The sequence below is a fragment of the [Lactobacillus] rogosae genome (assembly GCA_900112995.1).
In the GTDB taxonomy this organism is placed as follows: domain Bacteria; phylum Bacillota; class Clostridia; order Lachnospirales; family Lachnospiraceae; genus Lachnospira; species Lachnospira rogosae.
Genome location: FONU01000005.1, coordinates 81,726 through 108,694, shown reverse-complemented (window position 1 = coordinate 108,694; position 26,969 = coordinate 81,726). Strand labels below are relative to the sequence as shown.

Genomic DNA, 26,969 nt, shown 5'->3' with positions numbered 1-26,969 from the left:
CCAGATTGGAGGACTTTATGAAAGAAAAATCAAAAAGTATTATTCAGGCTGTTATCGGTGCAGTTATTATGATTATCGGTATTGTGCTTTGTGTTAATACATATGTTGTAAAGGGTAATAAAGCATATGCATTTTCATTACTCGTCACAATAATTGGTGCAGTAGTATTAATCTCGGGCTTATATAATACATTCTGCAAGTCAGAGAAAAAGCCGGTTGATGCCAAAGTTATAGCACAGGCAGCACTTTGTGCAGCATTATGTTATGTTGGTGCAACATTTATTAAGATTGATATTCCGGTAGGAACAGAGAGAACTATGTTTCATTTTGGTAATGTATTCTGCGTTCTTGCAGCATTACTTATAGGCGGTACATGGGGCGGTCTTGCAGGAGCTGTGGGTATGACAATAAGTGATCTTACAACAGCCTATGTTACAAGTGCACCTAAGACATTTATATTAAAATTATGCATTGGTCTTATTGTAGGATTTGTAGCACATAAGTTATTCAAGATATCAAAGGAGCATTCTGCTAAGTATATTACTGTAGCAACAATAGTTTCAAGCATATGCGGTATGGCTTTCAATATTGTGGCAGACCCTGTAGTTGGTTACTTCTACAAGACATATCTTCTTGGAGTACCTCAGGATTTAGCTAAGGCACTTGCAAAGATTGGTGCGATAACAACAACAGTTAATGCTATTATAGCAGTAATTGTAGCTTCAATACTTTATATTGCCTTAAGACCAGTTATGAAGAAGACAGATATGTTAAGAGATTTATAAAATGTTGACAACAGATAATAATTCTGTTATTCTTTCGTATGAATAATAAAAGACAGTTCGTTTGTACCATCCTGTCTTAAAATAAAACCAGGGCTTCAAAACTTAAAATCTGTATAATATGCAATGTATGATAATATGCGTTGTGATCAGATAGAACCATTAAAATGGCGTGTCAGTTGTGAGGTAACTGGCACGCCATTTTATTTAATAGGAAATTTTGATAGAAAATCTAAGGAGCAGATATGTACACATTAAAAACAGAACACAGCTTCGATGCCGCACATTTCTTATACGGCTATGAGGGCAAATGCAGTAACATACACGGACACCGCTGGAGAGTTGTAGCAGAGGTATCAAGTGATGAACTTGAAACAACAGGACAGAACAGAGGAATGTATGTTGACTTTGGAGATTTAAAGAAAGATTTAAAGGAAATCGTAGATTACTTAGACCATTGCCTTATTATAGAAACTGGCAGTTTAAAGGAAACAACACTGAAGGCTTTACAGGATGAGAATTTCAGGATAATACAGTTTACTTTCAGACCAACAGCAGAGAATATGGCGAAATATTTTTATGATAAAATGATCGGCAGAGGATACAGGGTGAAACAGATAACTGTTTATGAGACACCAAATAATGCTGCCTCTTATACACAGGATTAGACGTATATACATAAATGCAAGGTACGCAGAAATAGGATTAGATGTATATACATAAATATAATATATACAGAAATGAGGAACATATGAGCGAACAGATATTTAATGTCGTAGAACATTTTGCTAGCATTAACGGAGAAGGTGTAAGAGCAGGAGAACTTGCTGTATTTGTAAGGTTCAGAGGTTGTAATCTTGACTGCAGTTACTGTGATACCAGATGGGCAAATGATGTTAATGCTAAGGCAGCTAAGATGAGTGTGTCTGATATTGTTAAGGCAGTGGAAGATGTTAAGATTGACAATGTTACACTTACAGGTGGAGAACCGCTTATTCAGGCAGGGATAGACAAGCTTATAGCACAGCTTCTGATTAGTGGCAGAAATGTTGAGATAGAAACCAATGGAAGCATTGATATTAATAAGGTAAGAGAAAATGTTAAGGATAACCTTACTACAGCTATGAATGGTCAGGTCATAAACGATATTTATGATAAGGTTAACGATGAAATGGAAAGATTATCAATGACAGCAGATTACAAGCTTGCTGGAAGCAATATGGAACAATATATGAAGCTTGATAATTTTAACAACCTTCAAAGTCAGGACACTGTTAAATTTGTTGTAAGCAGTGAAGAAGATTTAAAGAGAGCATTAGAAATAATAAGACAATATAATCTTACAGAAAAATGCTATGTATATTTTAGTCCTGTATTTGGAAAGATTGAACCTGTAACAATCGTGGATTTTATGAAGGATAATTTGATTAATGGGGCAAGAGTACAGCTCCAGCTCCACAAATTCATCTGGTCGCCAGATAAGAAAGGAGTATAAATTGAAACAAATAGATTCAGAAGCTATAAGATTTCATATAAGAGGAATTCTTGAGGCATTAGGAGATGATCCGGACAGAGAAGGACTGAAAGAAACACCTGACAGAGTTGCAAGAATGTATGAAGAAGTCTTTGAAGGAATGAAGTATTCTAATGATGAAATAGCGGATATGTTTGATAAGACATTTGCAGAAGATGTGGATGACGAGGGCACATCAAGATACGGTGATATGGTAGTTGTAAAAGATATAGATATATTCAGCTATTGCGAACATCATATTGCACTTATGTACGATATGAAAGTGACAGTAGCATATGTTCCTAAAGGCAGGGTTATAGGTCTTAGCAAGATAGCTAGAATAGCTGATATGGTAGGAAAGAGATTGCAGTTACAGGAACGTATAGGTTCAGACATAGCAGATGTAATATGCAAAGTAACAGGTTCAGAAGATGTTGCTGTATTCATAGAGGGCTGTCACAGCTGTATGACAGCAAGAGGAATAAAAAAGACCAACACAAAAACATATACACAGACATTAAGAGGGAGGTTTTCTAATGAAAGCAATGGTTTTATGCAGTGGTGGCGTTGATAGTACAACGTGCCTTGGAATAGCAGTCGATAAGTATGGTGCGGAAAATGTTGTGGCACTGTCAATATATTATGGACAAAGGCACACAAAGGAAATTGAGTCAGCTGATAAGGTAACTGAATATTATGGTGTTGAGCATATATCATTGGATCTTGAAAAGATATTCCAGTATAGTGATTGTTCATTGCTTGCACATTCTGATAAAGAGATACCAGAGGAGTCTTATGCAGAACAGATTAAAAAGACTAACGGAAGTCCTGTGTCAACTTATGTTCCGTTTCGCAATGGCTTGTTCCTTTCAAGTGCGGCAAGCATAGCACTTTCTAAAGGGTGTGAGGTTATATATTATGGGGCACACAGTGATGACGCGGCAGGAAGTGCATATCCTGATTGTAGTGATGAATTTAACAAGGCAATGAATGAAGCGATATATCTTGGAAGTGGTAAGCAGTTAAAGATAGAAGCTCCATTTATTAATAAGACAAAATCACAAGTTGTAAAAATCGGACTTGATTTAAAAGTCCCTTATGAATATACATGGAGCTGTTATGAAGGAGCAGATAAGCCTTGCGGCGTGTGTGGAACGTGTATAGACAGAGCTAAGGCATTTGAGGCTAATGGAGTAAAAGACCCTGCGTTATAAAAAACGCAGGGTTTATATATTTTTTATAAAATAATTAGCACTCACCTGTTGACAGTGCTAACAACAAGTGATATAACCTGTAATAGGAAATGAGAAAAGAGCATTTTAGAAGAAAAGTAATGAAAAATTGTTCAAAGAATTACAATTGGTCTTTAAAGTGTTATCTGATAATCTTTATTTCCAAGGGAACAATAATTGGGGTTAAGAAAGAGGTGAATTGTATGAACATTCAGAAGTTTACACAGAAATCAATCGAAGCGATTAATAACTGCGAGAAGATAGCTTATGATTATGGTAATCAGGAGATTGATCAGGAACATTTTCTTTATAGCCTTATGACTATTGAAGATAGTCTTATAGCTAACCTTATAGAGAAGATGAATATTGATAAAGACATTTTCTTAAAGAATATTGAACAACTTCTTAATCAGAAGAATAAGGTATCAGGTGATGTTAAGTTATATATAAGCAATGACCTTAATAAGGTACTTGTCAATGCAGAAGATGAAGCCAAGAGAATGGGCGACTCTTATGTGTCAGTTGAGCATTTGATGCTTGCACTTATAGCAGCACCTAACAGAGCAATAAAGCAGCTCTTTAAGACATATGGAATTAACAGGGAGAGCTTTCTTTCAGTACTTGCTACTGTAAGAGGCAACCAGACAGTTACATCAGACAATCCAGAGGCAACTTACGATACACTCAATAAGTACGCTACGGATCTGGTACAAAGAGCAGCCGACGGCAAGCTTGATCCAGTAATCGGACGAGATCAGGAAATAAGGAATGTAATAAGAATTCTTTCAAGAAAGACTAAGAACAATCCGGTTCTTATCGGTGAACCAGGTGTAGGTAAGACAGCAGTTGTTGAAGGACTTGCACAAAGAATTGTAAAAGGTGATGTGCCAGAGAGTCTTAAAGACAAGAAGTTATTTGCTCTTGATATGGGTGCACTTGTGGCTGGTGCTAAATACAGAGGTGAATTTGAGGAAAGATTAAAAGCTGTGCTTGATGAGGTTAAAAAGTCAGAAGGCCAGATTATATTATTTATCGATGAAATTCACACAATTGTAGGTGCTGGTAAGACAGAGGGTTCTATGGATGCTGGTAATATGCTTAAACCAATGCTCGCAAGAGGTGAGCTGCATTGTATAGGTGCGACAACACTTGATGAACACAGACAGTATATTGAAAAAGACCCAGCACTTGAACGCCGTTTCCAGCCTGTAATGGTTGATGAGCCAACAGTTGAAGATACAATATCTATATTAAGGGGGCTTAAGGACAGATACGAAGTATTCCACGGTGTTAAGATTAATGATGGTGCTTTGGTAAGTGCGGCTGTGTTATCAGACAGATATATAACAGACAGATTTCTTCCAGATAAGGCAATTGATCTTGTAGATGAAGCGTGTGCAATGATTAAGACAGAACTTGATTCAATGCCGGCAGAACTTGATGAAATGCAGCGTAAGATTATGCAGCTTGAAATTGAGGAGGCAGCCTTAAAGAAGGAAACTGATAATCTTAGTAAGGAAAGACTTGAAGCTTTAAGAAAAGAGTTATCAGAACTTAAGGAAGAATTTGGCATACAGAAGGCTAAATGGGATTCTGACAAGACAAAGGTTGATAATATCAGCAAGTTAAAAGAAGAACTTGAAAATGTTAATAACCAGATTGCACAGGCAAAGAGAGAATACAATCTTGAGAAAGCAGCAGAGCTTCAGTATGGCAGGCTGCCACAGATAGAAAAGCAGATTGAAGAAGCAGAAGCCAAGGCCAAGAAAGATGGAAGCGATGATTCTTTAGTACACGAGAATGTAACAGAAGAAGAAATAGCTAAGATTATATCAAGATGGACAGGTATTCCAGTGGCCAAGTTAAGTGAGTCAGAAAGGCAGAAGACACTTAATCTTGATGAAACTCTTCATAAGAGAGTTGTTGGACAGGACGAGGCTGTAACCAAGGTTACAGAAGCTATTATCAGGTCTAAAGCTGGTATTAAAGATCCAAGCAAGCCAATTGGCTCATTCTTATTCTTAGGACCAACTGGTGTAGGTAAGACAGAGCTTGCAAAGACACTTGCAGAGAGTCTGTTTGATGATGAGAATAATATAATAAGGCTTGATATGTCGGAGTATATGGAGAAATATTCAGTATCCAGACTTATCGGAGCTCCTCCAGGATATGTAGGATATGATGAAGGTGGACAGCTTACAGAGGCAGTCCGCAGGAAACCATATTCAGTAGTATTGTTTGATGAGGTTGAAAAAGCCCACCCTGATGTATTTAATGTGCTTCTTCAGGTTCTCGATGATGGACGTATAACAGATTCACAAGGTAGGACAGTAGATTTTAAGAATACGATCATAATTCTTACAAGTAATATCGGTTCAACCTACCTTCTTGATGGAATTGATGAGAATGGTAATATTAAAGAGGGGGTTGAGGAACTTGTTATGGGAGATCTGCGTAACAGCTTCAGACCAGAATTCCTGAACCGTCTTGATGAGATTATTATGTTCAAACCTCTTAATAAGGATAATATAGGAAGTATTATTAACCTTCTTATTAATGATGTCAACAGAAGACTCGAAGATAAGGAACTTAAGGTTGTATTATCTGATACAGCTAAAGATTATATCGTTGACCATGGTTTTGACCCAATGTATGGTGCAAGACCTCTTAAGAGATATGTCCAGAAGAGCGTTGAGACACTTGCCGCTAAGCTTATACTTGCCGGCGATGTATCGACAGGGGACAAGATTCTTATAGATTGTGAAAATGGTACTTTAGTTGCTAAAGATATGAAATCATAATTTACTTCATTAGGTAACTTAAAGCGGTATATTTAATATATATACTTAAAGAAAGCTATATGTAAGGTTGTAATAAATGTTTTGAATAAATCGGACATTTGTTATAGCCTTCATATAGCTTTTTTAATAATTATACAAATTGGTTAGTCTTAGGATTGTATACATAATTGATAGCGGTGAGTTTGTCTGTGATACTGCTCTCGTCAACCATATAAGTCTTACATAATTCTGTGAGTGAGCTGTAATTATCCCTTAACTGCATGTTAACAAAGCTAAGAAGCATAACCGGGTCTTTAGGTAAATTATTCATAAAATCCTCATTTCTATACATTTTATATGTCTATATTGGTAACAAGAATTATAATACGACGCTCTAAAGGCATATGCAAATTGTAATTGAAATGTATGTTAATAAATACACAATTAGTTTACAAGTAATAAAAAACGTGCTATTATTCATATAAATAGAGTGCAAAATTACTAATATAATATTAGCGGATTTAATACAATATTTATATCAGGATTGTATGGTTTATATGCTGTATGGTCTTAGGTTGTATAAAGAGGTGGATTTCTATAGGGTGCAGTGGTTTTATAGGAATTTACGGATGGGGGACATATGTTAATATCAGAGGATATTTATAATAACAAATCATCAATGATGTATTGTATGGCATCATTTAATTCTTCATATCTTGTGCTTTTTGCAGATGACTATTTTTATAATTATGCAGGAAAGCTTGTTAATATTATTATCACAGAGATGATACATCCTGATTATGTGGGTGAATTTAAAAATGTATGTGAGAGTCTGAAAGAATCAGGTCAGTCCCAGAGAATTATAACGTGTATAAAAGGTGGTGACGGACAGTATTTTCTTGTTCATATGAGCCTTGCCAATCATGGGAATATCATTAATGAAGAGGCGGTTATAGATATGAATGTAGTTAACATTTTTATGATGGAGAAGAAATATACAAGGCTTCATAATGATGTGAACAAATACAGGACATATTTGTCAATGTATAATGATTATATGTTTGATTATGATACCGTAACAGATATGTTTTCCCTATATATATACAGAAGCTTCAAGGCAACGATAATATGCAAGATGACACTGGATAAATTCGAAAAGGTGTATATGGAATATCTAAATAATGCAAGACAAAAGCAGGATTTTACAGATTTTGTTAATAAAGTCCGTAATGCTAATGAGGGGTTTAATGGTGAGATTACAGGACCGCTTATTACAGATATGTCCAAGCTTGTTGTATATAACATTGATTGTAAGCTTACATATAAGAATAACAGAGACAGGGTTGTAATTGGGATTATCAAGTCAATTGATAAGCAGAATGAGGTCAGTTATTATGCCACACAGGAGGGGAAGGATTTCTTTACAGGGCTTCTTAATAAAAGAGCCTGCAAGGAATATGTGCAGGACTCAATTGCAACTAATAAAGATATACATTATATGGCTATGATAGATATAGATAATTTTAAAAATGTCAACGATACATATGGGCATCTGTATGGGGATAAAGTTATATTAAAAGTTGCCGCTATTATTAACAGCGCACTTAATGGAAGAGGTATTGTTGGAAGATTTGGAGGAGATGAGTTCTTTATATTTACGAATTGGATAACTAAGGAAAGCCAGCTGCGTTCTATACTTACATTTATCAAGCAGAAAGTAAGGGCGGAGTTAGGGCAGGGAGAGAACAGCTGTGATGTTACTCTTTCTATGGGTGTGTGTAAATATCCAGACAATGGAAGTGATTATGACTCATTATTTAATAAGGCTGATAAATGCCTTTATATTGCCAAGAATAAAGGAAAGAACAGATATATTATATATGATGCACAGAAACACGGCGATTTTCTTGATGATATGGGAAGAAAAGGATTTTCTATGGCACCTATTAAAAAAGGTGAAACACTGGCACAGGAAGTTGCTGATATGTCTATTAATCTTATAAAGAATGGAAGCAGTGTACTTGATAATGTATTACAGAGAGCCTGTAAAGCATTTGAGATTGATGGCATAAGGATATATAATGGAACAACTGGCAGGCTTATTGAATATTATGGTAATTATGTGAAGCTTCCAGACATTAATGATATAGTTAATACTAAAGAATTCTTAGGAATGTTTGATAAGAACCACTATATGACAATTGTGTACACATCGAATATAGAGTCATTTAACAAGAAGCTGTATGATGAAACAATTCAAAGTAATATCGGTGGAATGATATATAGTTACTTTACCAATCAGGCAGGAGATAATATAATTGCATCGTATGATACATTCAATAAAGGTTTTCGATGGAATGAATCAGACAAGAACTATATAATGACACTTACTAAGGTTATTGCAAGTGTGTTGTAATGTAAGAATGGAGGATTAATATGTCAGTACAGGATTATATGAGTGCTCTTAAGCTTGGAAAAAGAGAATATAATGCGTGTGTCAATAAGGGTAAATATCCATATCTTCCAGTTATGGAAAGTATGATGGATGAAGAACAGATAGATTCAGAAGTAAGTCTTGGAATAGACCAGATACCTTTAAGGCTTGTTGTTGGTACATGTACAGCAGGCAGAACTAATGCATTTGCAGATAACTGGATGCCTATTCTTGAATGGGGAAGTGAGTTCTCAGCTAAATGGGCATCACTTAGTGACAGTCAGGTTAATGAGGGAATAAGAGACCCTGTTAAAGTATATGAATATATGAATAAATTCTACGTTCTTGAGGGTAACAAGAGAGTTAGTGTTCTTAAATATTTTAATGCGGTGACGGTAAATGCACAGGTTATCCGTAAAGTGCCTAGGAAGTCTGACAATCCTGATGTTAAGATATATTATGAATTTATGGATTTTTATAAATCTACCAAGATTAATGATATATATTTTAGCAAAGAGGGCAGCTTCATAACATTTATGGAGCTTGTTGGAATTACTCCGGGACAGCCAATGGATGAAGATGACAAGAGGGATTTGGTATCAAGTTATCTTAACTTTAGAACAGCTTATGAATCAAGAGGCGGTGACAGATTTGATTATCCGGTTGGAGATGCTTTTTTAAGATTTATTCATATTCACGGATATGATACAGTACGCCATATGACACCGGAGCAGATGGATAAAAATGTAGCTAAGACCTGGGCTGAATTTGAATTATTATCAGATAACAGCGAAGTAGATTTAAGAATGGATCCGGTTACAACACAGCCAGCCAAGAAGAATATATTAAGTTATCTTCTCCCAAGGTCAGGAGGAGAGGCTAATAAAAGGCTTAAGGTTGGATTTATATACGAGAATACACCACAGACATCTGAGTGGTGTTATGCCCACGAATTGGGAAGACAGTATATTGATGAAACCTTTGGAAGCCAGATAGAAACAGTCAGTATTACTAATGTAAGACCAAAGGAAGATGATTATAATGCCATCCAGAGGCTTATTGATGATAATACGGATCTTATATTTGTAACATCGCCATCTATGATGTATGCAAGTCTTAAACAGGCAATAGCACATCCAAAGGCTAAGATACTTAACTGTTCGCTTAATATATCGCATAAGTATATAAGAACTTATTATGCAAGAATGTATGAGGCTAAGTATCTGACGGGGGTTATAGCTGGGGTTATGGCAAAGAGTGACAAGATTGGTTATGTTGCAAGCTGTCCGTTGTATGGTGTTATGGCTAATGTTAATGCTTTTGCTATGGGGGCAAGGGCGGTAAATCCTGATGTTAAGGTATATGTTGAATGGAGTGGCATTAAAGACAATGACATAGAAGCAAGATTTGCAGAACAGGGTATTAACTGTATTTCAGATCAGGATATGATAACACCTAAGAAGACATCAAGAAAGTTCGGTCTTTATGTAACGGACTCAGGTATGGTAAAGCATCTGGCAATGCCTGTATGGCACTGGGGTGTGTTCTACGAGAAGCTTATACAGAGCATATTAAGTGGTTCGTGGAAGAAGGAAGAAGAAGGAGATAAGGTATCAGCACTTAATTACTGGTGGGGGATGTCTGCTGGTGCAATTGACATAATATATGGCGGTGCAGTTCCTGATGAAACGAAAAAGGTTACATCGCTTATAAGGGAAGCAATAGTAAAAGGTGAGTTCAAGCCATTTACGGGTGAATTAAAGGATCAGGATGGAAAGGTGCACAATAAGCCAGACGAAGAACTTGATCCTGATGAGATTATTGAAATGGATTGGCTTCTTGATAATGTTGTTGGCAGAGTACCAGAATATGAAGAACTTGATGATAATTCAAAAATGCTTGTTATCAATCAGGGAATTATAGATGTGAACGATTAGTGAGGAAAGTTAAAAGGTTATGAAGATACTAGTATTAGCTGATGTTGAGTCAAAGTACCTGTGGGATTATTTTGAAAAAGAGAAGCTTGAAGGAATAGACCTTATATTGTCTTGTGGAGATTTAAAAGCAGATTATCTGTCATTTCTTGCTTCATTTTCTAAAGTGCCTATATTATATGTGCGAGGCAATCACGATGATGGCTATGCAGATAAAGAGCCAGAAGGCTGTATATGTATAGAAGATAAGATATATGTATACAATGGAATAAGAATTATGGGACTTGGCGGTTCAATCAGATACAAGAAGGGTATTAACCAGTATACACAGAATCAGATGAAGAAAAGGGCTGCTATGATGTGGCCTAAGATAAAGGTAAAGAAAGGCATTGATATACTGCTTACACATTCTCCGGCGGCAGGGCTTGGTGATGGTGAGGATAATCCACATAAGGGGTTTGAAGCATTTGTTGATATACTTGACAAATATAGTCCCAAATATTTCATACACGGGCATGTACATTTGAATTATTCAAGGGAATTCCAAAGAGAGGAGCAGTATAATAACACAACTATAATTAACGGATATGACAGGTATATATTTGAATATTGATTTTTATACAATTTATCATTAAAAAGCCCTTGCAATATAATTACAGTTATGATAGTATTGTCAAAGCAATGAAAAACAAATGTACGTCACAGAAAGACAAAACGCGCAAATTGTTTTCAGGCAATTAGAATAACAATAATTGGAGGACTATAATGAGCGAGAAGTTAAGAGTTGGTATCCTTGGTGGTACAGGCATGGTAGGTCAGAGATTTATAACATTACTTGAAAATCATCCTTGGTTTGATGTAGTGTTAGTTGCAGCAAGTGGACGTTCAGCAGGAAAGCTTTACGAAGATGCTGTTGAGGGACGCTGGAAGATGCAGACAGCAATGCCAGAATTCGTTAAGAAGATGCCTGTATATGATATGGATAAAGACTTTGATGAGATAGTATCTAAGGTTGATTTCGTATTCTGTGCAGTTAATATGCCAAAAGCAGAGATTAAGGCATTAGAAGAAAGATATGCAAAGGCAGAAGTTCCGGTTGTATCTAACAATAGTGCTAATCGTTGGACACCAGATGTTCCTATGATTCTTCCAGAGGTTAACCCAGAACATACTAAGGTTATAGAGGCACAGAAGAAGAGACTTGGAACTACAAGAGGATTTATAGCTGTAAAGCCTAACTGCTCAATCCAGAGTTATGCACCAGCATTAGCAGCTCTTAAGGAATTCGAGCCAAAGCTTGTTGTAGCTACTACATATCAGGCTATTTCTGGAGCTGGTAAGACATTTGAACAGTGGCCAGAGATGGTTGAAAATATAATTCCATATATCGGTGGAGAAGAAGAAAAGTCAGAAAAAGAACCTCTTAGAATTCTTGGTACAGTTGAGAATGGTGAAATCGTTCCTGCTGCTGAGCCAGTTATTACTTGCCAGTGCTTAAGAGTTCCAGTTCTTGATGGACATACAGCGGCAGTATTTGTTAACTTTGGTAAGAAGCCTACTAAGGAACAGATTATCGAAAAATGGAGAAACTTCAAGGGAGCACCACAGGAGCTTGATCTTCCATCAGCACCAAAGCAGTTTATCCAGTATCTTGAAGAAGATGACCGTCCACAGGTTAAGCTTGATGTTAATTATGAGCATGGAATGGGAATTTCACTTGGCAGATTAAGAGAAGACAGTGTATTTGATTACAAGTTTGTAGGTCTTTCACATAATACATTAAGAGGAGCAGCAGGTGGAGCTGTATTATGTGCAGAACTTCTTAAGGCTCAGGGTTACATTACAGCTAAATAAGATATCAGAATAATTAGTATATAATAGCTATAATATTGACAGGCGGTTTAGTGTGAGCCATCAATTAATAGTTATTAAGATTAATAAATATATAAGGAAGATGAAAAGGCGTTGAGCCTGATTATCTTCCTTATTTATTTGGAAAATTATACGGAATTTGCAAAAACTTACAATATATCTTATAATATTATAAATATATGGAAGCGTGGAGATGTATGAAATATGAAGAATAATTATTTTTACGCAATGCTGTCAAGAATGAAATATATCAACAGATGGGGACTTATGAGAAATACACGCAATGAGAATTTGTCCGAGCATAGTCTTGAAGTTGCGTTTATTGCACATGCACTTGGTGTTATTAATAATGAAGTGTTTGGTGGGGATATTAATGCAGAACGTCTTGCGGTACTTGGAATGTATCATGACGTGACAGAGATAATTACAGGGGATATGCCAACGCCTGTTAAGTATTACAGTCCATATATAAGAAATGCGTATAAAGAAGTCGAGCAGGTGGCTAATGAGCAGATGTTATCAGGACTTCCAGAAGTTCTAAGGGCAAGATATGAAGGGCTTCTTTTAGAAACAGAAAATGAAGCAGGATTATGGGAGTATGTTAAAGCAGCTGACAGAATTTCAGCTTATATAAAGTGTATAGAGGAAAAGAAAATGGGGAATTGCGATTTTCTTGAGGCAGAAAAGACAATATATAATTCTATTAGGGATATGAAGATAAAAGAAGCTGATTATTATATGAAAGAATATATACCAGCATTTTTTAAGACTTTAGATGAGTCAAAATAGCTATGGTTTATAAATAATAGCGTTAATATTAAAAATCTATCTGTCAGATAGTGAAAAATAGTATAAAGAATGGAGTGATGATATGGGAAAATCCGTATATATAGCGGAAAAACCGAGTGTTGCACAGGAATTTGCCAAGGCACTGCATACGGATTTTAAAAGAAAAGATGGTTATCTTGAGGCGGATAATCATATAGTTACATGGTGTGTTGGACATCTTGTTACAATGAGTTATCCGGATGCCTATGATGAGAAATTGAAAAGGTGGAGTTTTGATACACTTCCATTTATTCCGCAGACTTTTAAATATGAAGTTATTCCAGCTGTTCAGAAGCAGTTTAATATAGTAAAAGGCATTTTAAACAGAGCTGATGTTGATACAATATATGTATGTACTGATTCGGGACGTGAGGGAGAATATATATACAGGCTTGTAAGGCAGGAAGCCAAGGTAAAGGACAAGCAGGAAAGGCGGGTATGGATTGATTCCCAGACAGAAGAAGAGATTCTTAAAGGTATTAATACCGCTAAAGATATATCAGAATATGATAATCTAAGTGATGCTGCATACTTAAGAGCAAAAGAAGATTATCTTATGGGTATCAATTTTTCGAGGGTTCTTACATTAAAATATGGAAGAAATATTGCCAATTATCTTCATCTTGACAGGGCAGTTGTGTCTGTTGGGCGTGTTATGACCTGTGTTCTGGGAATGGTTGTAAGAAGGGAAAGAGAGATAAGAAGCTTTGTCAAGACACCATTCTACAGGGTTATTGGAACAGCTGATATTAATGATCATACATTTGATGTCGAGTGGAGAGTGTGTGAGGCAAGCAGATATTATAATACACCATATCTATATAAGGATAATGGGTTTAAGGATAAGGATAAAGCAAGGGAGCTTGTGGATATTTTATCAGAACCACTCCCTGCAGAGGGCGTTGTAAAGGAAGCTTCAAGGAAAAAGGAAACAAAAAATCCTCCGTTATTGTATAATCTTGCAGAAATACAGAACGAATGTAGTAAATTATTCAAGATAAGTCCTGACCAGACACTTAATATAATTCAGGAGTTATATGAAAAAAAGCTTGTTACATATCCAAGAACAGATGCGAGAGTGCTATCAACTGCTGTCTGTAAGGAAATATACAAGAATATAGGAGGCCTAAGAAATTATGCACCAGCCAGAGAGTATGCACAGCAGATATTAGATAGTAATATGTACAAAGGAATTGAGAAGACGAGGTATTGCAATGATAAAGCAATAACTGACCATTATGCCATTATTCCTACAGGACAGGGATTTGGAAGTTTATCATCGTTATCATCAACTGCACAGAAGACATATGAGATAATTGTCAGAAGATTTCTGAGCATATTCTATCCAGCGGCTATATACCAGAAGGTGAGCATTACCTCAGTTGTAAAAGATGAACAGCTTTATGCTACATTTAAAGTGCTTGTAGACGAGGGCTACCTTAAGGTTGCGAAGAATTCATTCGGAAGGAATAAGATGGCAGATACAGATAAAAATCAAGATGACCAGGAAAATGCAGATACATCACTGATAGAAAGTCTTAAAAGCTTAAAAAAAGGTTCGCCGATATCATTTAAGGAATTTAATATAAAGGAAGGTGAAACATCGCCACCTAAGCGTTACAATTCGGGTTCAATTATTCTTGCTATGGAAAATGCAGGGCAGTTAATAGAAGATGAAGAATTAAGGGCACAGATAAAGGGTAGTGGAATTGGTACGAGTGCAACAAGAGCAGAGATACTTAAAAAGCTTAACTCCAACCAATACATTTTTACTAATACCAAGACCCAGATAATAACACCTACCCTGCTTGGTGAAATAATATATGATGTTGTCGATAATTCTATTAAGCAGTTGTTAAATCCTGAACTTACAGCAAGCTGGGAAAAGGGGCTTACATATGTTGCTGAGGGAAGTATAACCGCCGACGAATATATGCAGAAGCTGTCAGGCTTTGTTGGAAGAAGAACATTAGCGGTTAAAGACCTGCGTAATCAGGCACAGCTTGTTACGTTATTTAATGAGACCGCAAAAAATTATAAATAAGGAGGAAAGTTATGAACGAACAGATTACAATCAAAGAGTTGTTTAGTCTTGATAAGACTATAGCCGCAGGAATATTTGAAGGTGCTGTGTATCCTTGGGAGGTATTATCAAAGATTGGTGATTATATTGTTGGACTTGGTAATTCACTTCCACAAAAGGAATATTATAAGAGAGGTGATAACATATGGATACATAAGGAAGCAACAGTATTTGACTCGGCGTATATAGCAGGTCCTGCTATTATATGCAAAGGTGCAGAAGTAAGGCATTGTGCATTTATAAGAGGAAAGGCTGTTGTAGGAGAAAATGCAGTCGTTGGTAATTCAACAGAGTTAAAAAATGTCATATTGTTCGATAATGTGCAGGTTCCTCATTATAATTACGTGGGAGATTCAATATTAGGCTATAAGGCACATATGGGTGCAGGTTCAATTACATCTAATGTAAAGTCTGACAAGAAGCTTATTACAATAAAAGGACCAGATGGAAATATAGACACTGGAATTAAGAAAATAGGAGCATTTCTTGGTGATAATGTTGAGATAGGATGTGGCAGTGTACTTAATCCAGGTACTATAATTGGAAGGAATAGTAATATATATCCGCTTTCAAGTGTCAGAGGTTGTATTAAATCGGGTTCAATCTATAAAAATAGGGCTGAAGTGGTTGAAAAATATTAAGAGTATATGTTATTATGTCGAAAGTATAAATGTGAACACAATGTGAACATTTATAAAATAATAAAAAAATAAGGTGAGGTAAAGATATGAAAGCTTTTAAGGGAATTGGTTCTCAATTGGTATTATCGTTTGCCGTTGCAGTATGCGTTGCAATAATTCTTGTATCGCTTGGTTCTATCAGGATAACTAAGACATCGATAAATGCAAACACAGAAGTGACAAGTGAGCAGACATTGGATAATGTTCAAGAGGGATTTACAACATATTTAAAGACTCTGTCACAGCCAGTCGATCTTCTTACACGTAAGAATGAGATTAAGCATTTGGAAGATCAGGGGGAGCTTGATGATAATGTTAAGGCAATAAAAGATTCATTAGTTGCATCTGTTAAGGTAACTAATGGAGCAGAACTTGCTTTCTTTACAACTAAGACAGGTTTAAGAGTTGATGGATGGGCAGAGATTAACCCAGAGACAGGTAAGACAGCTAATAAGGGAGGTCTTACAAGAGGTGTTAACGATACAAGCAAGAGCTGGTATCAGAACTGTATAGGCTCTAAGGCAAGAAATACTATATATTCACAGTTCTCAGATCCATATGTAGATTCATCATCAGGAAAGACTATATTCACAGTTTCACAGGAAATTAAATATACAGATGGTGCTAACTATGGTGCTGTAGGTCTTAATATTGATTTCGCAGAAGTTGAGGATTATGTAAAAAATATAGGACTTCTTAATACAGGATATGTAATACTTGTTAATAAAGATGGAAAGATTCTTGTAGATAATGATAAGAATACTAATGTCCAGGATAATGTAACATCGCTTGAGTGCTGGAATACAATTAAGAATCTTTCGGAAGACCAGTATGACACAACATTTTCTTTTGATGAAAAGATTAATGGGGAGTCAGTACATATTGTAACTTCAAAGGATGCTGTTACAGGCTGGACACTTATGGGATTTATCAGCGAATCAGAGACACAGGCAGTTGTTAATAAGATTGCAAAGACAACAATTGAACTTGCTATTATTGCACTTATAATTGGTATTGTTATAGCTTTAATTATAACAAGAGCGGTTACTAAGGAACTTAAGACACTTAATAATGCTATGAATATGATGGCTAATGGTAAGCTTACATATAGAATTAATGTAAAGAGCAAGAATGAGCTTGGTCAGGCAGAGGCTAACTACAATGTTATGGCAGACCAGATATCATCACTTATTAAGGGTGTTGAAGAAAAGTCTGGTGTACTTATAACTGCTTCACAGAAGATTTCAAATGTAAGTGAATCAACAACAGAGACAGTGAATCAGGTATCAGAGGCTATCCAGAGCGTATCAATCGGAGCTTCAGGACAGGCAGAGAGTACACAGAAGGCAACTTCTGAGGTTGAATTACTTGCTTCTAAGCTTCACGAAACAAAGGCTTATGTAAGTGATATTAATGATATGTCAGTTGAAACTAAGCAGCTTAGTGATCAGGGTCTTACAATTGTTGATGATCTTATTGAAAAGGGCGAAAAGTCAAAGGATAATTCAAGATTTTCTAAGAACGTAGTTAATGAGATGATTGAAAGTATCAATAAGATTAATTTTATATCAGATGCTATTACTGAGATCACAGAACAGACTAACTTGCTTTCTCTTAATGCAAGTATTGAAGCTGCAAGAGCAGGTGAGAGTGGAAGAGGTTTTGCAGTAGTTGCTGACGAGATCAGAAAGCTTGCAGAACAGTCACAGTCATCTACAGATGAGATTAAGCAGATTGTTAAGGAAATAAGTGCTAAATCAGTAGTTGCAGAAAAGACTATGGACGAAAGCGTTGATATAATTGATGAACAGAATAAGTCAATTAATGATGCCAAAGAATTATTTGGACATATATCAGATGCTGTCAATGCATTAAAGGAAGGTCTTGATAATATAGCCTCTCTTAATGAGCAGATGGATGCAAGCCGTGAAAATGTTGTTAAGAGTATGGAAGACGTAGCTTCTGTATCTACAGAAACAGCAGCTGCTTCAGAAGAAGTATCTGCATCGGCAGAAGAAGTTAATGCAACTATGCATACACTTAACCAGTTTACAGTTGAACTTGATGAAATTGCTACTCATTTAACAGAAGCAATTAACAGATTTGAGCTTTAATTACATTTTCCGATAAATTTTGATATTTTTTACACAATCATAATTGACTTACGCAGTATGATGTGAGAAAATAATGCAAGGATAAAGGGGTTCGGTTATGTCCGGATCCCTTATATAACGAAAGGAGTAATAAGATGATTTATACACAGGAAGTTGAAAACATGTGTCCAGTAGCACAGGGCGTTCATCATGGCGCTGCTCCAGTTCCTACAGAAGGAAAGTGGGTACAGAATAAGGAAGTTAAGAATATTTCAGGTTTTACACATGGTGTTGGCTGGTGTGCTCCTCAGCAGGGTGCATGTAAGCTTACATTAAATGTTAAGGAAGGTATTATTCAGGAAGCTTTAGTTGAAACAATCGGATGTTCAGGTATGACACATTCAGCAGCTATGGCCGCTGAAATCTTACCAGGCTTAACAGTTATGGAAGCTTTAAATACAGACTTAGTATGTGATGCTATTAATACAGCTATGAGAGAATTATTCTTACAGATTGTATATGGCAGAACACAGAGTGCTTTCTCAGAAGGCGGTTTAGCAGTTGGTGCTGGTCTTGAGGATCTTGGTAAGGGACTTCGTTCACAGGTTGGTACTATGTATGGTACTCTTGCAAAGGGACCACGTTACTTAGAGATGGCAGAGGGATATGTAACAGGTATCGCTCTTGATAAGGATGATCAGATTATTGGTTATAAGTTCGTTAACCTTGGTAAGATGACAGACTTCATTAAGAAGGGTGATGATCCTAACACAGCATATGAGAAGGCAGCTGGACAGTATGGCCGTGTTGCTGATGCAGTTAAGATTATTGATCCTAGAACAGATGAAGAGGTTAAGTAAGGAGGACGAATATAATGGCATTATTTGAATCATATGAGAGAAGAATTGACCAGATCAACGCTGTACTTAACAGCTATGGTATCTCATCTATAGAAGAAGCTGAGAAGATTACTAAAGATGCTGGTTTAGATGTATACAACATGGTAAAGGGCATTCAGCCTATCTGTTTCGAGAACGCTTGCTGGGCTTATATCGTAGGTGCAGCTATCGCAATCAAGAAGGGTGCCAGAAAGGCTTCAGAAGCTGCTGCAGCTATCGGTGAAGGTCTTCAGGCATTCTGTATTCCAGGTTCAGTTGCTGACCAGAGAAAGGTTGGTCTTGGACATGGTAACCTTGGTAAGATGCTTCTTGAAGAAGATACAGAATGTTTCGCTTTCTTAGCAGGTCACGAATCATTCGCTGCTGCTGAAGGTGCTATTGGTATCGCAGAGAAGGCTAACAAGGTTAGACAGAAACCTCTTAGAGTTATTCTTAACGGTCTTGGTAAGGATGCTGCTAAGATTATCTCAAGAATTAACGGATTCACATTCGTTGAGACAGAGATGGATTATGCTACAGGCGAAGTTAAGGAAATCGAAAGAATCGCATATTCTGACGGACTTCGTTCTAAGGTTAACTGCTACGGTGCTAATGACGTAACAGAAGGTGTTGCAATTATGTGGAAGGAGAATGTTGATATCTCTATCACGGGTAACTCAACTAACCCTACAAGATTCCAGCACCCAGTTGCAGGTACATACAAGAAAGAAAGACTTGAAGCTGGCAAGAAGTACTTCTCAGTAGCTTCAGGTGGTGGTACAGGTCGTACACTTCACCCAGATAATATGGCAGCAGGTCCTGCTTCTTATGGTATGACAGATACTATGGGACGTATGCACTCAGATGCACAGTTCGCTGGTTCATCTTCAGTTCCTGCCCATGTAGAAATGATGGGTCTTATCGGTATGGGTAACAACCCAATGGTTGGTGCTACAGTTGCTGTTGCTGTTTCTGTACAGCAGGCTGCTGATGAAGGTAAGTTCTAATAGAAAGCTAGCATTTATGCTGTTTAGAGAGCTTTTAGAGAAATCTAAAGGCTCTCTTTTTGATATTCATTGTGGGATGTGGACATCGATAAATGATTAAATGTCCACATCTTTTTTATTAAATAAATGTCTTGTCTTGCTAATGAAAATGTAGTATATTAACAATAGTTTCTTGAACGACAACTAAATATTTTTGCGTGATAAGCAGCTTATAATGGAATGTGTGCTGCTTTTATCAGATGAATGGAGGAATTGTTATGAAGAGTATATATTTGCTCAAAGAAGATTTTAAGAATTTTCCAATAGGAGAGTTCCCATATGATAAGAATCATTCTGCAATGGGAGAGTATCATTTTGTGCAATATCCAGGGTATTATGGAAAATGGTATGACCCAGTGTGTAATTACAGATATAACGGACAGGGTGCTTCATGGGTTATTACGGAGTATTGTGGGAAGCATTATATGGAGCAGATGAGACTTCATAATACAGAGCCACATAGAACTTTTCCGACACTTGAAACAGGGGACAGATTTTGGAAAGATTATGATATAGAGGCAAGTGTCAGAATGTTTAACACTAAATGGGGAAATGCCGGTATTGGTTTTTGTGCACAGAATTCTCTTAATATGCTTGTATTTATGTTTGAAGATAAGCAGGTAAAGCTTGTTTACCGCCATAAAGAAAATGTTGAAGAGCTTGAAAGTAAAGCATTTGATTATAATAGTGACGATACATATATATTAAATGTAAGTGTTAACGGCAGTCATGTTGAGTGCTATGTTAATGGCACTAAATATATAGATATTGATACAGTTTATGCTGTACAGGGAGGAAAGGCAGCAATTACGGCTACTATACCAGCGGCATTTGGCTACATTAATGTCAATGTAGATGAAAAGACAGATGAAAGAATTAAAGCTAAGAGGGAAGAATACAGTAATAAATGCACAGAAGCACAGAGCAGATATCCAAAGATGAAGCTTGTTAAGAAGATAGACCTTAAAGGCTGTGGAACAGGAAGACAGGTACGTTTCGGACACCTGCTTGGTAATGGAGAGTATCAGATGGTGCTTGCCCAGTGTCAGAAAAGAGTCAACAGAGATGCATATGGAACTATAAGCTGTCTTACAGCTATGGATTTGGATGGTAATATATTATGGCAGTATGGTGAACCTACAGATAATATGGAGATAGGAAATATATCTGCTGATATGCCAATGCAGATATATGATATTGATGGTGATGGATACGATGAGGTTATAACTGCCAAGAATTTCGAGGTGCTTATACTTGACGGAAAGACAGGAAATGTTAAGAAAAGAGCAAAGACACCATTATCGACAATGGAAGAAGATGGCACAATTATAGGTGTTCCTGATGGAGAATATGCATTTGACAGAATTAACCCTGATGGAATGAGGATATGCAATTTCAGAGGACTTGACAAGCCAAGGGATATTCTTATTAAGGACAGATATTGCAGGGTATATGCGTTAAATGATGACCTTGAAGTTATGTGGCATTTTCAGAGTGATAAGAATACAGGACATTTTCCATTTGCAATTGACATTAATGGTGATGGCTATGATGAACTGCTGGTTGGATATAATATGCTTGATTGTAATGGAAAGAAAATGTGGACTATGCCGTTTAAGGTAGACCACATCGATGAAATTGTACCAGGAAGATTTGAAACAGGTCCTAATAAAGGGAAAAAATTCTTTGCGTGTGTTGCAGGTACACAAGGTTTTATTCTTTGTGACTTTGAAGGTAATATTTTAAAACAGGACGGAATTGGACACGCACAGAGAGTGAGTCTTGCTAATTACTGTCCGGATAAAGAAGGATATGAGATGGCTGTAGTTAATTTCTGGGGACATCAGGGCATTATATATTTCTACGACAGTGAAGGCAATGATATGTGGGAAATGGAGAATGAGCTTAATGGTAATCTTCTTACACCGGTTAACTGGACAGGTGATGGACAGGATTTCATACTTCTTAATGCAGATGTTAAGAGAGGTGGAATGATAGATGGTAATGGAATACAGGTTGTAAAGTTCCCTGATGACGGACACCCAACTCTTTGCACGGAGGCGGTTAATCTTTTAGGTGATGCAAGAGATGAAATTGTAACGTGGGATTATAATTATATGTATATATACACGCAGGATGATGAGCCGATGGAAGATGCTTACAAGCCATATAAGTATCCGGACTACAATGCTTCTAATTACAGAGGTGAGTATTCATATAGGAAAATATTCTGGTAAAAAGATGATAAATAAACAAGATATCATATATTGATTATAATAGCTGATAGAATATTAATGATGTAAGGGTTAAAAGAAATTTTAACACTTATTGCGGTGTTCGGATTGCTGCATTGCTATGTAATCCGAACAATCCGCTAACACCCCAGACTTCAATAAAAAACATATTCTACGACTTTTTATTCCGGAATATTGCATATATTTAATAATATGTTATAATACTAAAAGAATATATGATTATTTAATATTGGGGAGGTTGATATAAGTGCTTGCAACAAAGATTGTGAGTGAGGATGGTATAAGTTATAATCTTACACCACTGGGATATGTAGTGCTGATAGCAGTAGTTATTGTTGTGCTGGCTGTTGGTTTTATAGTAAAGGATAAGAAGACACACAGCGTAAAGAGGCTTGTGACATCAGCTATGGCTATTGCACTCGCTACGCTAACTTCGTTTATTACTATATTTAAGATGCCTATGGGAGGTTCAGTAACACTTTTTAGTATGCTGTTTATCGTGCTTATAGGATACTGGTATGGAATAAGTGCAGGTATGACAGCTTCAATAGCGTATGGAGTATTACAGCTTATTGTTAATCCATATATTATCAGTCTGCCACAGATGTTTCTTGACTATATCTTTGCATTTGGTGCGTTAGGATTATCAGGAATATTTGCTAATTCCAGGAATGGGTTGGTTAAAGGTTATATAGCAGGAATTGCTGGAAGATTCTTCTTCTCATTCTTATCAGGCTGGATATTTTTTGCGGTGTATACACCGGAATTCTTTAATAGTGCTGTATTATATTCGTTAGCATATAATGCGGCATATATAGGTGCAGAAGGAATTATTACAATAATTGTAATTATGCTTCCACCGGTAAAGAAAGCTATTTTATATGTTAAACAGACAAGCAATGAATAGCCTTTTTATAGTAATGGTATGTTTATATTAAGGAGATGTTGTAATCGTGAATAATGAACTTACTCCAAGTGATATCAAGAAAATGGAAGATGAGATCGAATACAGGGTTCACATTGTGAGGAAAAAAGCTCTTGATGATGTTAAAGAAGCAAGGGCACAGGGCGATTTGAGTGAGAATTTTGAGTATTATGCCGCCAAGAAGTTCAAAAATCAGAATGAGAGCAGAATAAGATATCTTCAGCGAATGATTAAGACAGCAACGGTAATATCAGAAGAGTCGGCAGATGATGAGGCTGGTGTTAATAATACAGTTGAAGTTAAATATGAGGACGATGGTTCTACAGAGAAGATTAAGCTTGTGACAACGGTAAGAGGTGACTCTCTTGAAGGACTTATAAGTATTGAATCGCCTCTTGGCAAGGCAATACTTGGACACAAGGCTGGAGATAGGGTAGAAGTGGTCGTCAACAGTAATATAAGCTATTGGATTGAGATTTTATCTATTGAGAACACAGATGATTCAGGGGATAAGATTATGAGCTTCTAAGAAAGGTGGATAATCATTAGCAGAACAGATATACATTTAAGTGAAGCACAGAATAGAGCAATACATTTTAAAGATGGACCTGCACTTGTTATTGCAGGTCCAGGTTCTGGAAAGACCACAGTTATAGTTAACAGAGTATATAACCTTATTATTAAGCATAGTATCAAGCCGTCATCAATACTGGTTATAACTTTTACCAAAGCGGCGGCGGTGTCTATGAAAGAAAGGTTTATGTCTTTAGAAGGAAGTCTTAATGTACCAGTTACATTTGGTACATTTCATGCGGTATTTTTTACGATACTGCGTCACGCATATAATTATTCAGTTAATTCCATTATTACGAGAGATTTACAATATAATTTTATCAGGGACAAGCTTATAAGCTTTGAACTTGAATATTCAGATGAAAATGAAACGGTAAACAGCATTTTATCGCAGATAAGCAAGGTAAAGAATGATTGTCTTAATATAGATGATTATATCAGTACAGCCTGTCCCTACGAAACATTCAGGATAATATATAAAGAATATGGGAAAATGCTTATATCAAGAAGGCTTATAGATTATGATGATATGGTAGTTCTGTGCAATGAGCTTCTTACACAGAGGGCTGATTATAAAGCTGCGTGGCAGGATAAATACAAGTATATTCTTATTGATGAATTTCAGGATATTAATAAAATGCAGTTTGACACAATTAAATTGATTGCAGGGGAAAGTGCGAATATATTTGCTGTTGGAGATGATGATCAGAGTATATATGGATTTAGAGGCTCTAAGCCTGATATTATGCTTGCATTTAAAGATTATTATAGTAATGCAGAAATAATAAATCTGAATGTCAATTACAGGTGTACTGATAATATTGTTAAAGCAGCACGAAGTCTTATTGGTAATAATTCTCTACGCTATTACAAAAATATCAAATCAGCAGGTATGGTAGGAGAATGTATACAGGTACAGGAAGCAAAAGATATACATAGTCTTAAGAAAATGCTTTCGGATAGTATAAAGAAGCTGATAGAAGATGGCATTGAACCATCAGATATTGCTGTTATATCAAGAACCAACAGTATTAATGGTATATATTATTCCAGACTTATTGATGATGGAATTCCCTGCGTTTCGGTGATGAAACAGGAGAATATATATGATTACTGGGCTGTTAAGGATATGCTTGCATATATTAAGGTGTCGAAGGGAAAATGTAAAAGAGAGGATATCTTAAGGATTGTCAATAAACCATTAAGATATATAAAAAGGACATTTATAAAAGAACCTTTTAGTTATGAACAGCTAAGAGCTTCTTATGAGAATAATGCTGAAATGATAAATATAATCAATGATTGGCAGTTTGATATGAATATAATTAAAAATATGTCGCCATATGCGGCGGTTAATTATATAATTAAAGGTATTGGTTATGAAGAATATTATAAGGAATATATATTAACGCATAGGATTAACGGGACAGAAGCTTACGATAAGATTGAAGAATTCAAAGAAATGGCAAAGCAGTTTGACACAATAGATAACTGGCTGGAATATATTAATAACAATAATATAAGTATGAATAATTCTAAAAATGCAGCATTAGTTGAGAATATAAAGGCTTCTAAAAATTCTTATCCGCAAGATAACGATAATGCAGTACATTTTCATACAATGCATAGTTGTAAAGGACTTGAGTACAAAGTAGTATTTATTATGGACGTGGTTGAGGGGATAATTCCTTATAATAAAGCTGTGCTTGATTATGAGATAGAAGAGGAGAGAAGGCTTATGTATGTTGCGATGACAAGGGCAAAAGAAAAGTTGTATCTGTTATATGCTAAAAGCAGATATAACAAGGATACAACCATTTCAAGATTTGTTACTGAGATAGATGACCATTATGTTGATTATTCGTTCTCAGAGTCTTCCTGTTCGTAGAGTTCTTCATATTCCATAGCATCAAGTTCTTCGTCAAATGCATCTGATACGATTTCATATTCTTCATCAGAGTCGATATTTTCAAGAACTGGCTCGTTGTTGCTGTCAAGAGAAAATCTGTATAAGTATACTTCACTTTCTTCTTCATCAATATCTGCAATAGGTAAAAGTGCAATATAGTTCTTATCTCCTGCTGGGAAAGTACGGATTATTGCACACTCTAACTCAGTGCCATCATCTAATGATAATGTTACTGTTGAATATTCAGAGTTGTTATTAAAATCTTTATTATCTGACATAAGTGCCTCCATTAAATATAGTCATTAACATACAATAAGAACTTTACCATATAAGTAGTATAAAAAGCAAACATTATAATAGAAAAATTAAGAAGACACACGATAAAAAGTTAAGAAAAATAATAAAAAACTATAAAAAAACATAAAATCAGGGGTTGTCAATTTATAAAAAAAGGTGTATATTACATATAAATTAATAAATTAAGTCAAAGGGGACAATTCAGGCATACAAAGCTCGGGTTGTCTCTTTTTTGATGTTAAGAAAGCAATGCCACAGATTAATGGAGGACAACTATGGACAAAATTGATAAGAAATTAATTACATTACTTCAGAATAATGCGAGAATGCCACTTAAGGCATTGGCTGAAAATGTGTTTTTATCATCACCAGCAGTTTCAGCAAGAATAGAAAGACTTGAGAAAGAAGAAATAATAGAAGGCTATGGGGTTAAGATTAACCAGATTAAATTAGGCTATCATATAACAGCATTTATTAATCTTGAGGTTGCACCTGTACAGAAGCCGGAGTTCTATCCATTTATCAAAACCTGCCCTAATGTAGTTGAATGTAACTGTGTTACAGGTAATTATTCAATGCTTCTTAAGGTTGTATTTCCAAGTACAATGGAGCTTGATACATTTATCGGACAGTTACAGAAGTTCGGAAGGACAAGTACACAGATAGTATTCTCAACTCCTGTTGCACCAAGAGGAATTGATGTTAATCAGGAGCTTCCGGGAGAAGAACCACAGGCATAAGTATAATAAAATTTGGTAAAATTCTATGTGAGAAAGCCGCAGGTGTTATTGATACATCTGTGGTTTTTTGGTACTATATTAATATGTGAAATGAGGTAAGGCACAGAATATATAA

General features: G+C 36.0%; 23 protein-coding genes. 21 read left to right on the top strand and 2 right to left on the bottom strand.

Annotated features, from left to right (window positions below):
* Positions 1–17: 17 nt before the first annotated feature.
* From BM157_RS02155 to clpB, 6 genes are all read left to right on the top strand, one after another.
* Complete coding sequence (locus BM157_RS02155) at positions 18–785, top strand: ECF transporter S component (protein ID WP_022502121.1); 768 nt, start codon at positions 18–20, stop codon at positions 783–785.
* Between the two features lie 242 nt (positions 786–1,027).
* Positions 1,028–1,450, top strand: a complete 423-nt coding sequence (queD, locus tag BM157_RS02150; RefSeq protein ID WP_090139777.1) for a 6-carboxytetrahydropterin synthase QueD — start codon at positions 1,028–1,030, stop codon at positions 1,448–1,450.
* An 83-nt stretch (positions 1,451–1,533) separates the two neighbouring features.
* Entirely contained in the window at positions 1,534–2,277 is a 744-nt protein-coding gene (locus BM157_RS02145; RefSeq protein ID WP_090139815.1) for a radical SAM protein, read from the top strand.
* A 1-nt stretch (position 2,278) separates the two neighbouring features.
* A complete protein-coding gene (gene folE, locus BM157_RS02140; RefSeq protein ID WP_318255749.1) occupies positions 2,279–2,866 on the top strand; it encodes a GTP cyclohydrolase I FolE in 588 nt (195 codons plus the stop codon).
* Positions 2,832–3,509 (top strand): 7-cyano-7-deazaguanine synthase QueC, encoded by a 678-nt coding sequence (gene queC, locus BM157_RS02135; protein WP_055174205.1) that lies wholly within the window; start codon positions 2,832–2,834, stop codon positions 3,507–3,509. Before folE ends, queC begins: the two co-directional genes overlap by 35 nt.
* 221 nt (positions 3,510–3,730) lie before the next feature.
* Positions 3,731–6,328 carry an ATP-dependent chaperone ClpB gene (gene clpB / locus BM157_RS02130; protein WP_022502116.1) on the top strand — a complete coding sequence of 866 codons (2,598 nt, stop codon included), beginning with the start codon at positions 3,731–3,733 and terminating at the stop codon, positions 6,326–6,328.
* A gap of 130 nt (positions 6,329–6,458) precedes the next feature.
* Here clpB and BM157_RS02125 read toward each other — a convergent pair whose 3' ends face one another.
* The gene (locus BM157_RS02125; RefSeq protein ID WP_022502115.1) at positions 6,459–6,638 is read right to left on the bottom strand and encodes a DUF4250 domain-containing protein; all 180 of its coding nucleotides are present in this window, start codon (positions 6,636–6,638) and stop codon (positions 6,459–6,461) included.
* Positions 6,639–6,947: 309 nt separating this feature from the next.
* Here BM157_RS02125 and BM157_RS02120 point away from each other — a divergent pair, with 309 nt between their 5' ends.
* The 14 genes from BM157_RS02120 (at position 6,948) to BM157_RS02055 (ending at position 25,796) form a co-directional block, all read left to right on the top strand.
* On the top strand, positions 6,948–8,723 hold the full coding sequence (locus BM157_RS02120) for a GGDEF domain-containing protein (protein ID WP_055306079.1): 1,776 nt from the start codon (positions 6,948–6,950) through the stop codon (positions 8,721–8,723).
* Between the two features lie 20 nt (positions 8,724–8,743).
* Positions 8,744–10,678 (top strand): BMP family ABC transporter substrate-binding protein, encoded by a 1,935-nt coding sequence (locus BM157_RS02115; RefSeq protein WP_055174208.1) that lies wholly within the window; start codon positions 8,744–8,746, stop codon positions 10,676–10,678.
* A gap of 19 nt (positions 10,679–10,697) precedes the next feature.
* Entirely contained in the window at positions 10,698–11,288 is a 591-nt protein-coding gene (locus BM157_RS02110; protein WP_022502112.1) for a metallophosphoesterase family protein, read from the top strand.
* Positions 11,289–11,440: 152 nt separating this feature from the next.
* Entirely contained in the window at positions 11,441–12,529 is a 1,089-nt protein-coding gene (gene asd / locus BM157_RS02105) for an aspartate-semialdehyde dehydrogenase (protein ID WP_055174209.1), read from the top strand.
* 222 nt (positions 12,530–12,751) lie between these two features.
* A complete protein-coding gene (yfbR, locus tag BM157_RS02100; RefSeq protein WP_055306078.1) occupies positions 12,752–13,336 on the top strand; it encodes a 5'-deoxynucleotidase in 585 nt (194 codons plus the stop codon).
* Positions 13,337–13,418: 82 nt separating this feature from the next.
* Positions 13,419–15,419, top strand: coding sequence for a DNA topoisomerase (locus BM157_RS02095; protein ID WP_090139773.1), 2,001 nt, complete (start codon positions 13,419–13,421; stop codon positions 15,417–15,419).
* Positions 15,420–15,430: 11 nt separating this feature from the next.
* Entirely contained in the window at positions 15,431–16,099 is a 669-nt protein-coding gene (locus BM157_RS02090) for an LbetaH domain-containing protein (RefSeq protein ID WP_055174211.1), read from the top strand.
* Positions 16,100–16,185: 86 nt separating this feature from the next.
* A complete protein-coding gene (locus BM157_RS02085; protein WP_055174212.1) occupies positions 16,186–18,252 on the top strand; it encodes a methyl-accepting chemotaxis protein in 2,067 nt (688 codons plus the stop codon).
* Between the two features lie 134 nt (positions 18,253–18,386).
* On the top strand, positions 18,387–19,091 hold the full coding sequence (locus tag BM157_RS02080) for an iron-sulfur cluster assembly scaffold protein (protein WP_022203704.1): 705 nt from the start codon (positions 18,387–18,389) through the stop codon (positions 19,089–19,091).
* Between the two features lie 14 nt (positions 19,092–19,105).
* The gene (locus tag BM157_RS02075) at positions 19,106–20,116 is read left to right on the top strand and encodes a GGGtGRT protein (RefSeq protein ID WP_022203705.1); all 1,011 of its coding nucleotides are present in this window, start codon (positions 19,106–19,108) and stop codon (positions 20,114–20,116) included.
* A gap of 257 nt (positions 20,117–20,373) precedes the next feature.
* Positions 20,374–22,392, top strand: a complete 2,019-nt coding sequence (locus tag BM157_RS02070; RefSeq protein ID WP_090139771.1) for a hypothetical protein — start codon at positions 20,374–20,376, stop codon at positions 22,390–22,392.
* Positions 22,393–22,657: 265 nt separating this feature from the next.
* On the top strand, positions 22,658–23,317 hold the full coding sequence (locus BM157_RS02065) for an energy-coupled thiamine transporter ThiT (RefSeq protein WP_090139769.1): 660 nt from the start codon (positions 22,658–22,660) through the stop codon (positions 23,315–23,317).
* A 46-nt stretch (positions 23,318–23,363) separates the two neighbouring features.
* A complete protein-coding gene (locus BM157_RS02060; protein WP_055174242.1) occupies positions 23,364–23,864 on the top strand; it encodes a GreA/GreB family elongation factor in 501 nt (166 codons plus the stop codon).
* A gap of 9 nt (positions 23,865–23,873) precedes the next feature.
* Positions 23,874–25,796 (top strand): ATP-dependent helicase, encoded by a 1,923-nt coding sequence (locus BM157_RS02055; protein WP_318255757.1) that lies wholly within the window; start codon positions 23,874–23,876, stop codon positions 25,794–25,796.
* Here the strand turns inward: BM157_RS02055 and BM157_RS02050 are convergent.
* Positions 25,766–26,095, bottom strand: coding sequence for a DUF1292 domain-containing protein (locus BM157_RS02050; protein ID WP_055174244.1), 330 nt, complete (start codon positions 26,093–26,095; stop codon positions 25,766–25,768). The two genes, BM157_RS02055 and BM157_RS02050, sit on opposite strands and share 31 nt — an antisense overlap.
* A 294-nt stretch (positions 26,096–26,389) precedes the next feature.
* Between BM157_RS02050 and BM157_RS02045 the strand changes: the two genes are divergently transcribed.
* Positions 26,390–26,854: an Lrp/AsnC family transcriptional regulator gene (locus BM157_RS02045; RefSeq protein WP_055174245.1), complete on the top strand. Its 465-nt coding sequence runs from the start codon at positions 26,390–26,392 to the stop codon at positions 26,852–26,854.
* Positions 26,855–26,969 lie beyond the last annotated feature (115 nt).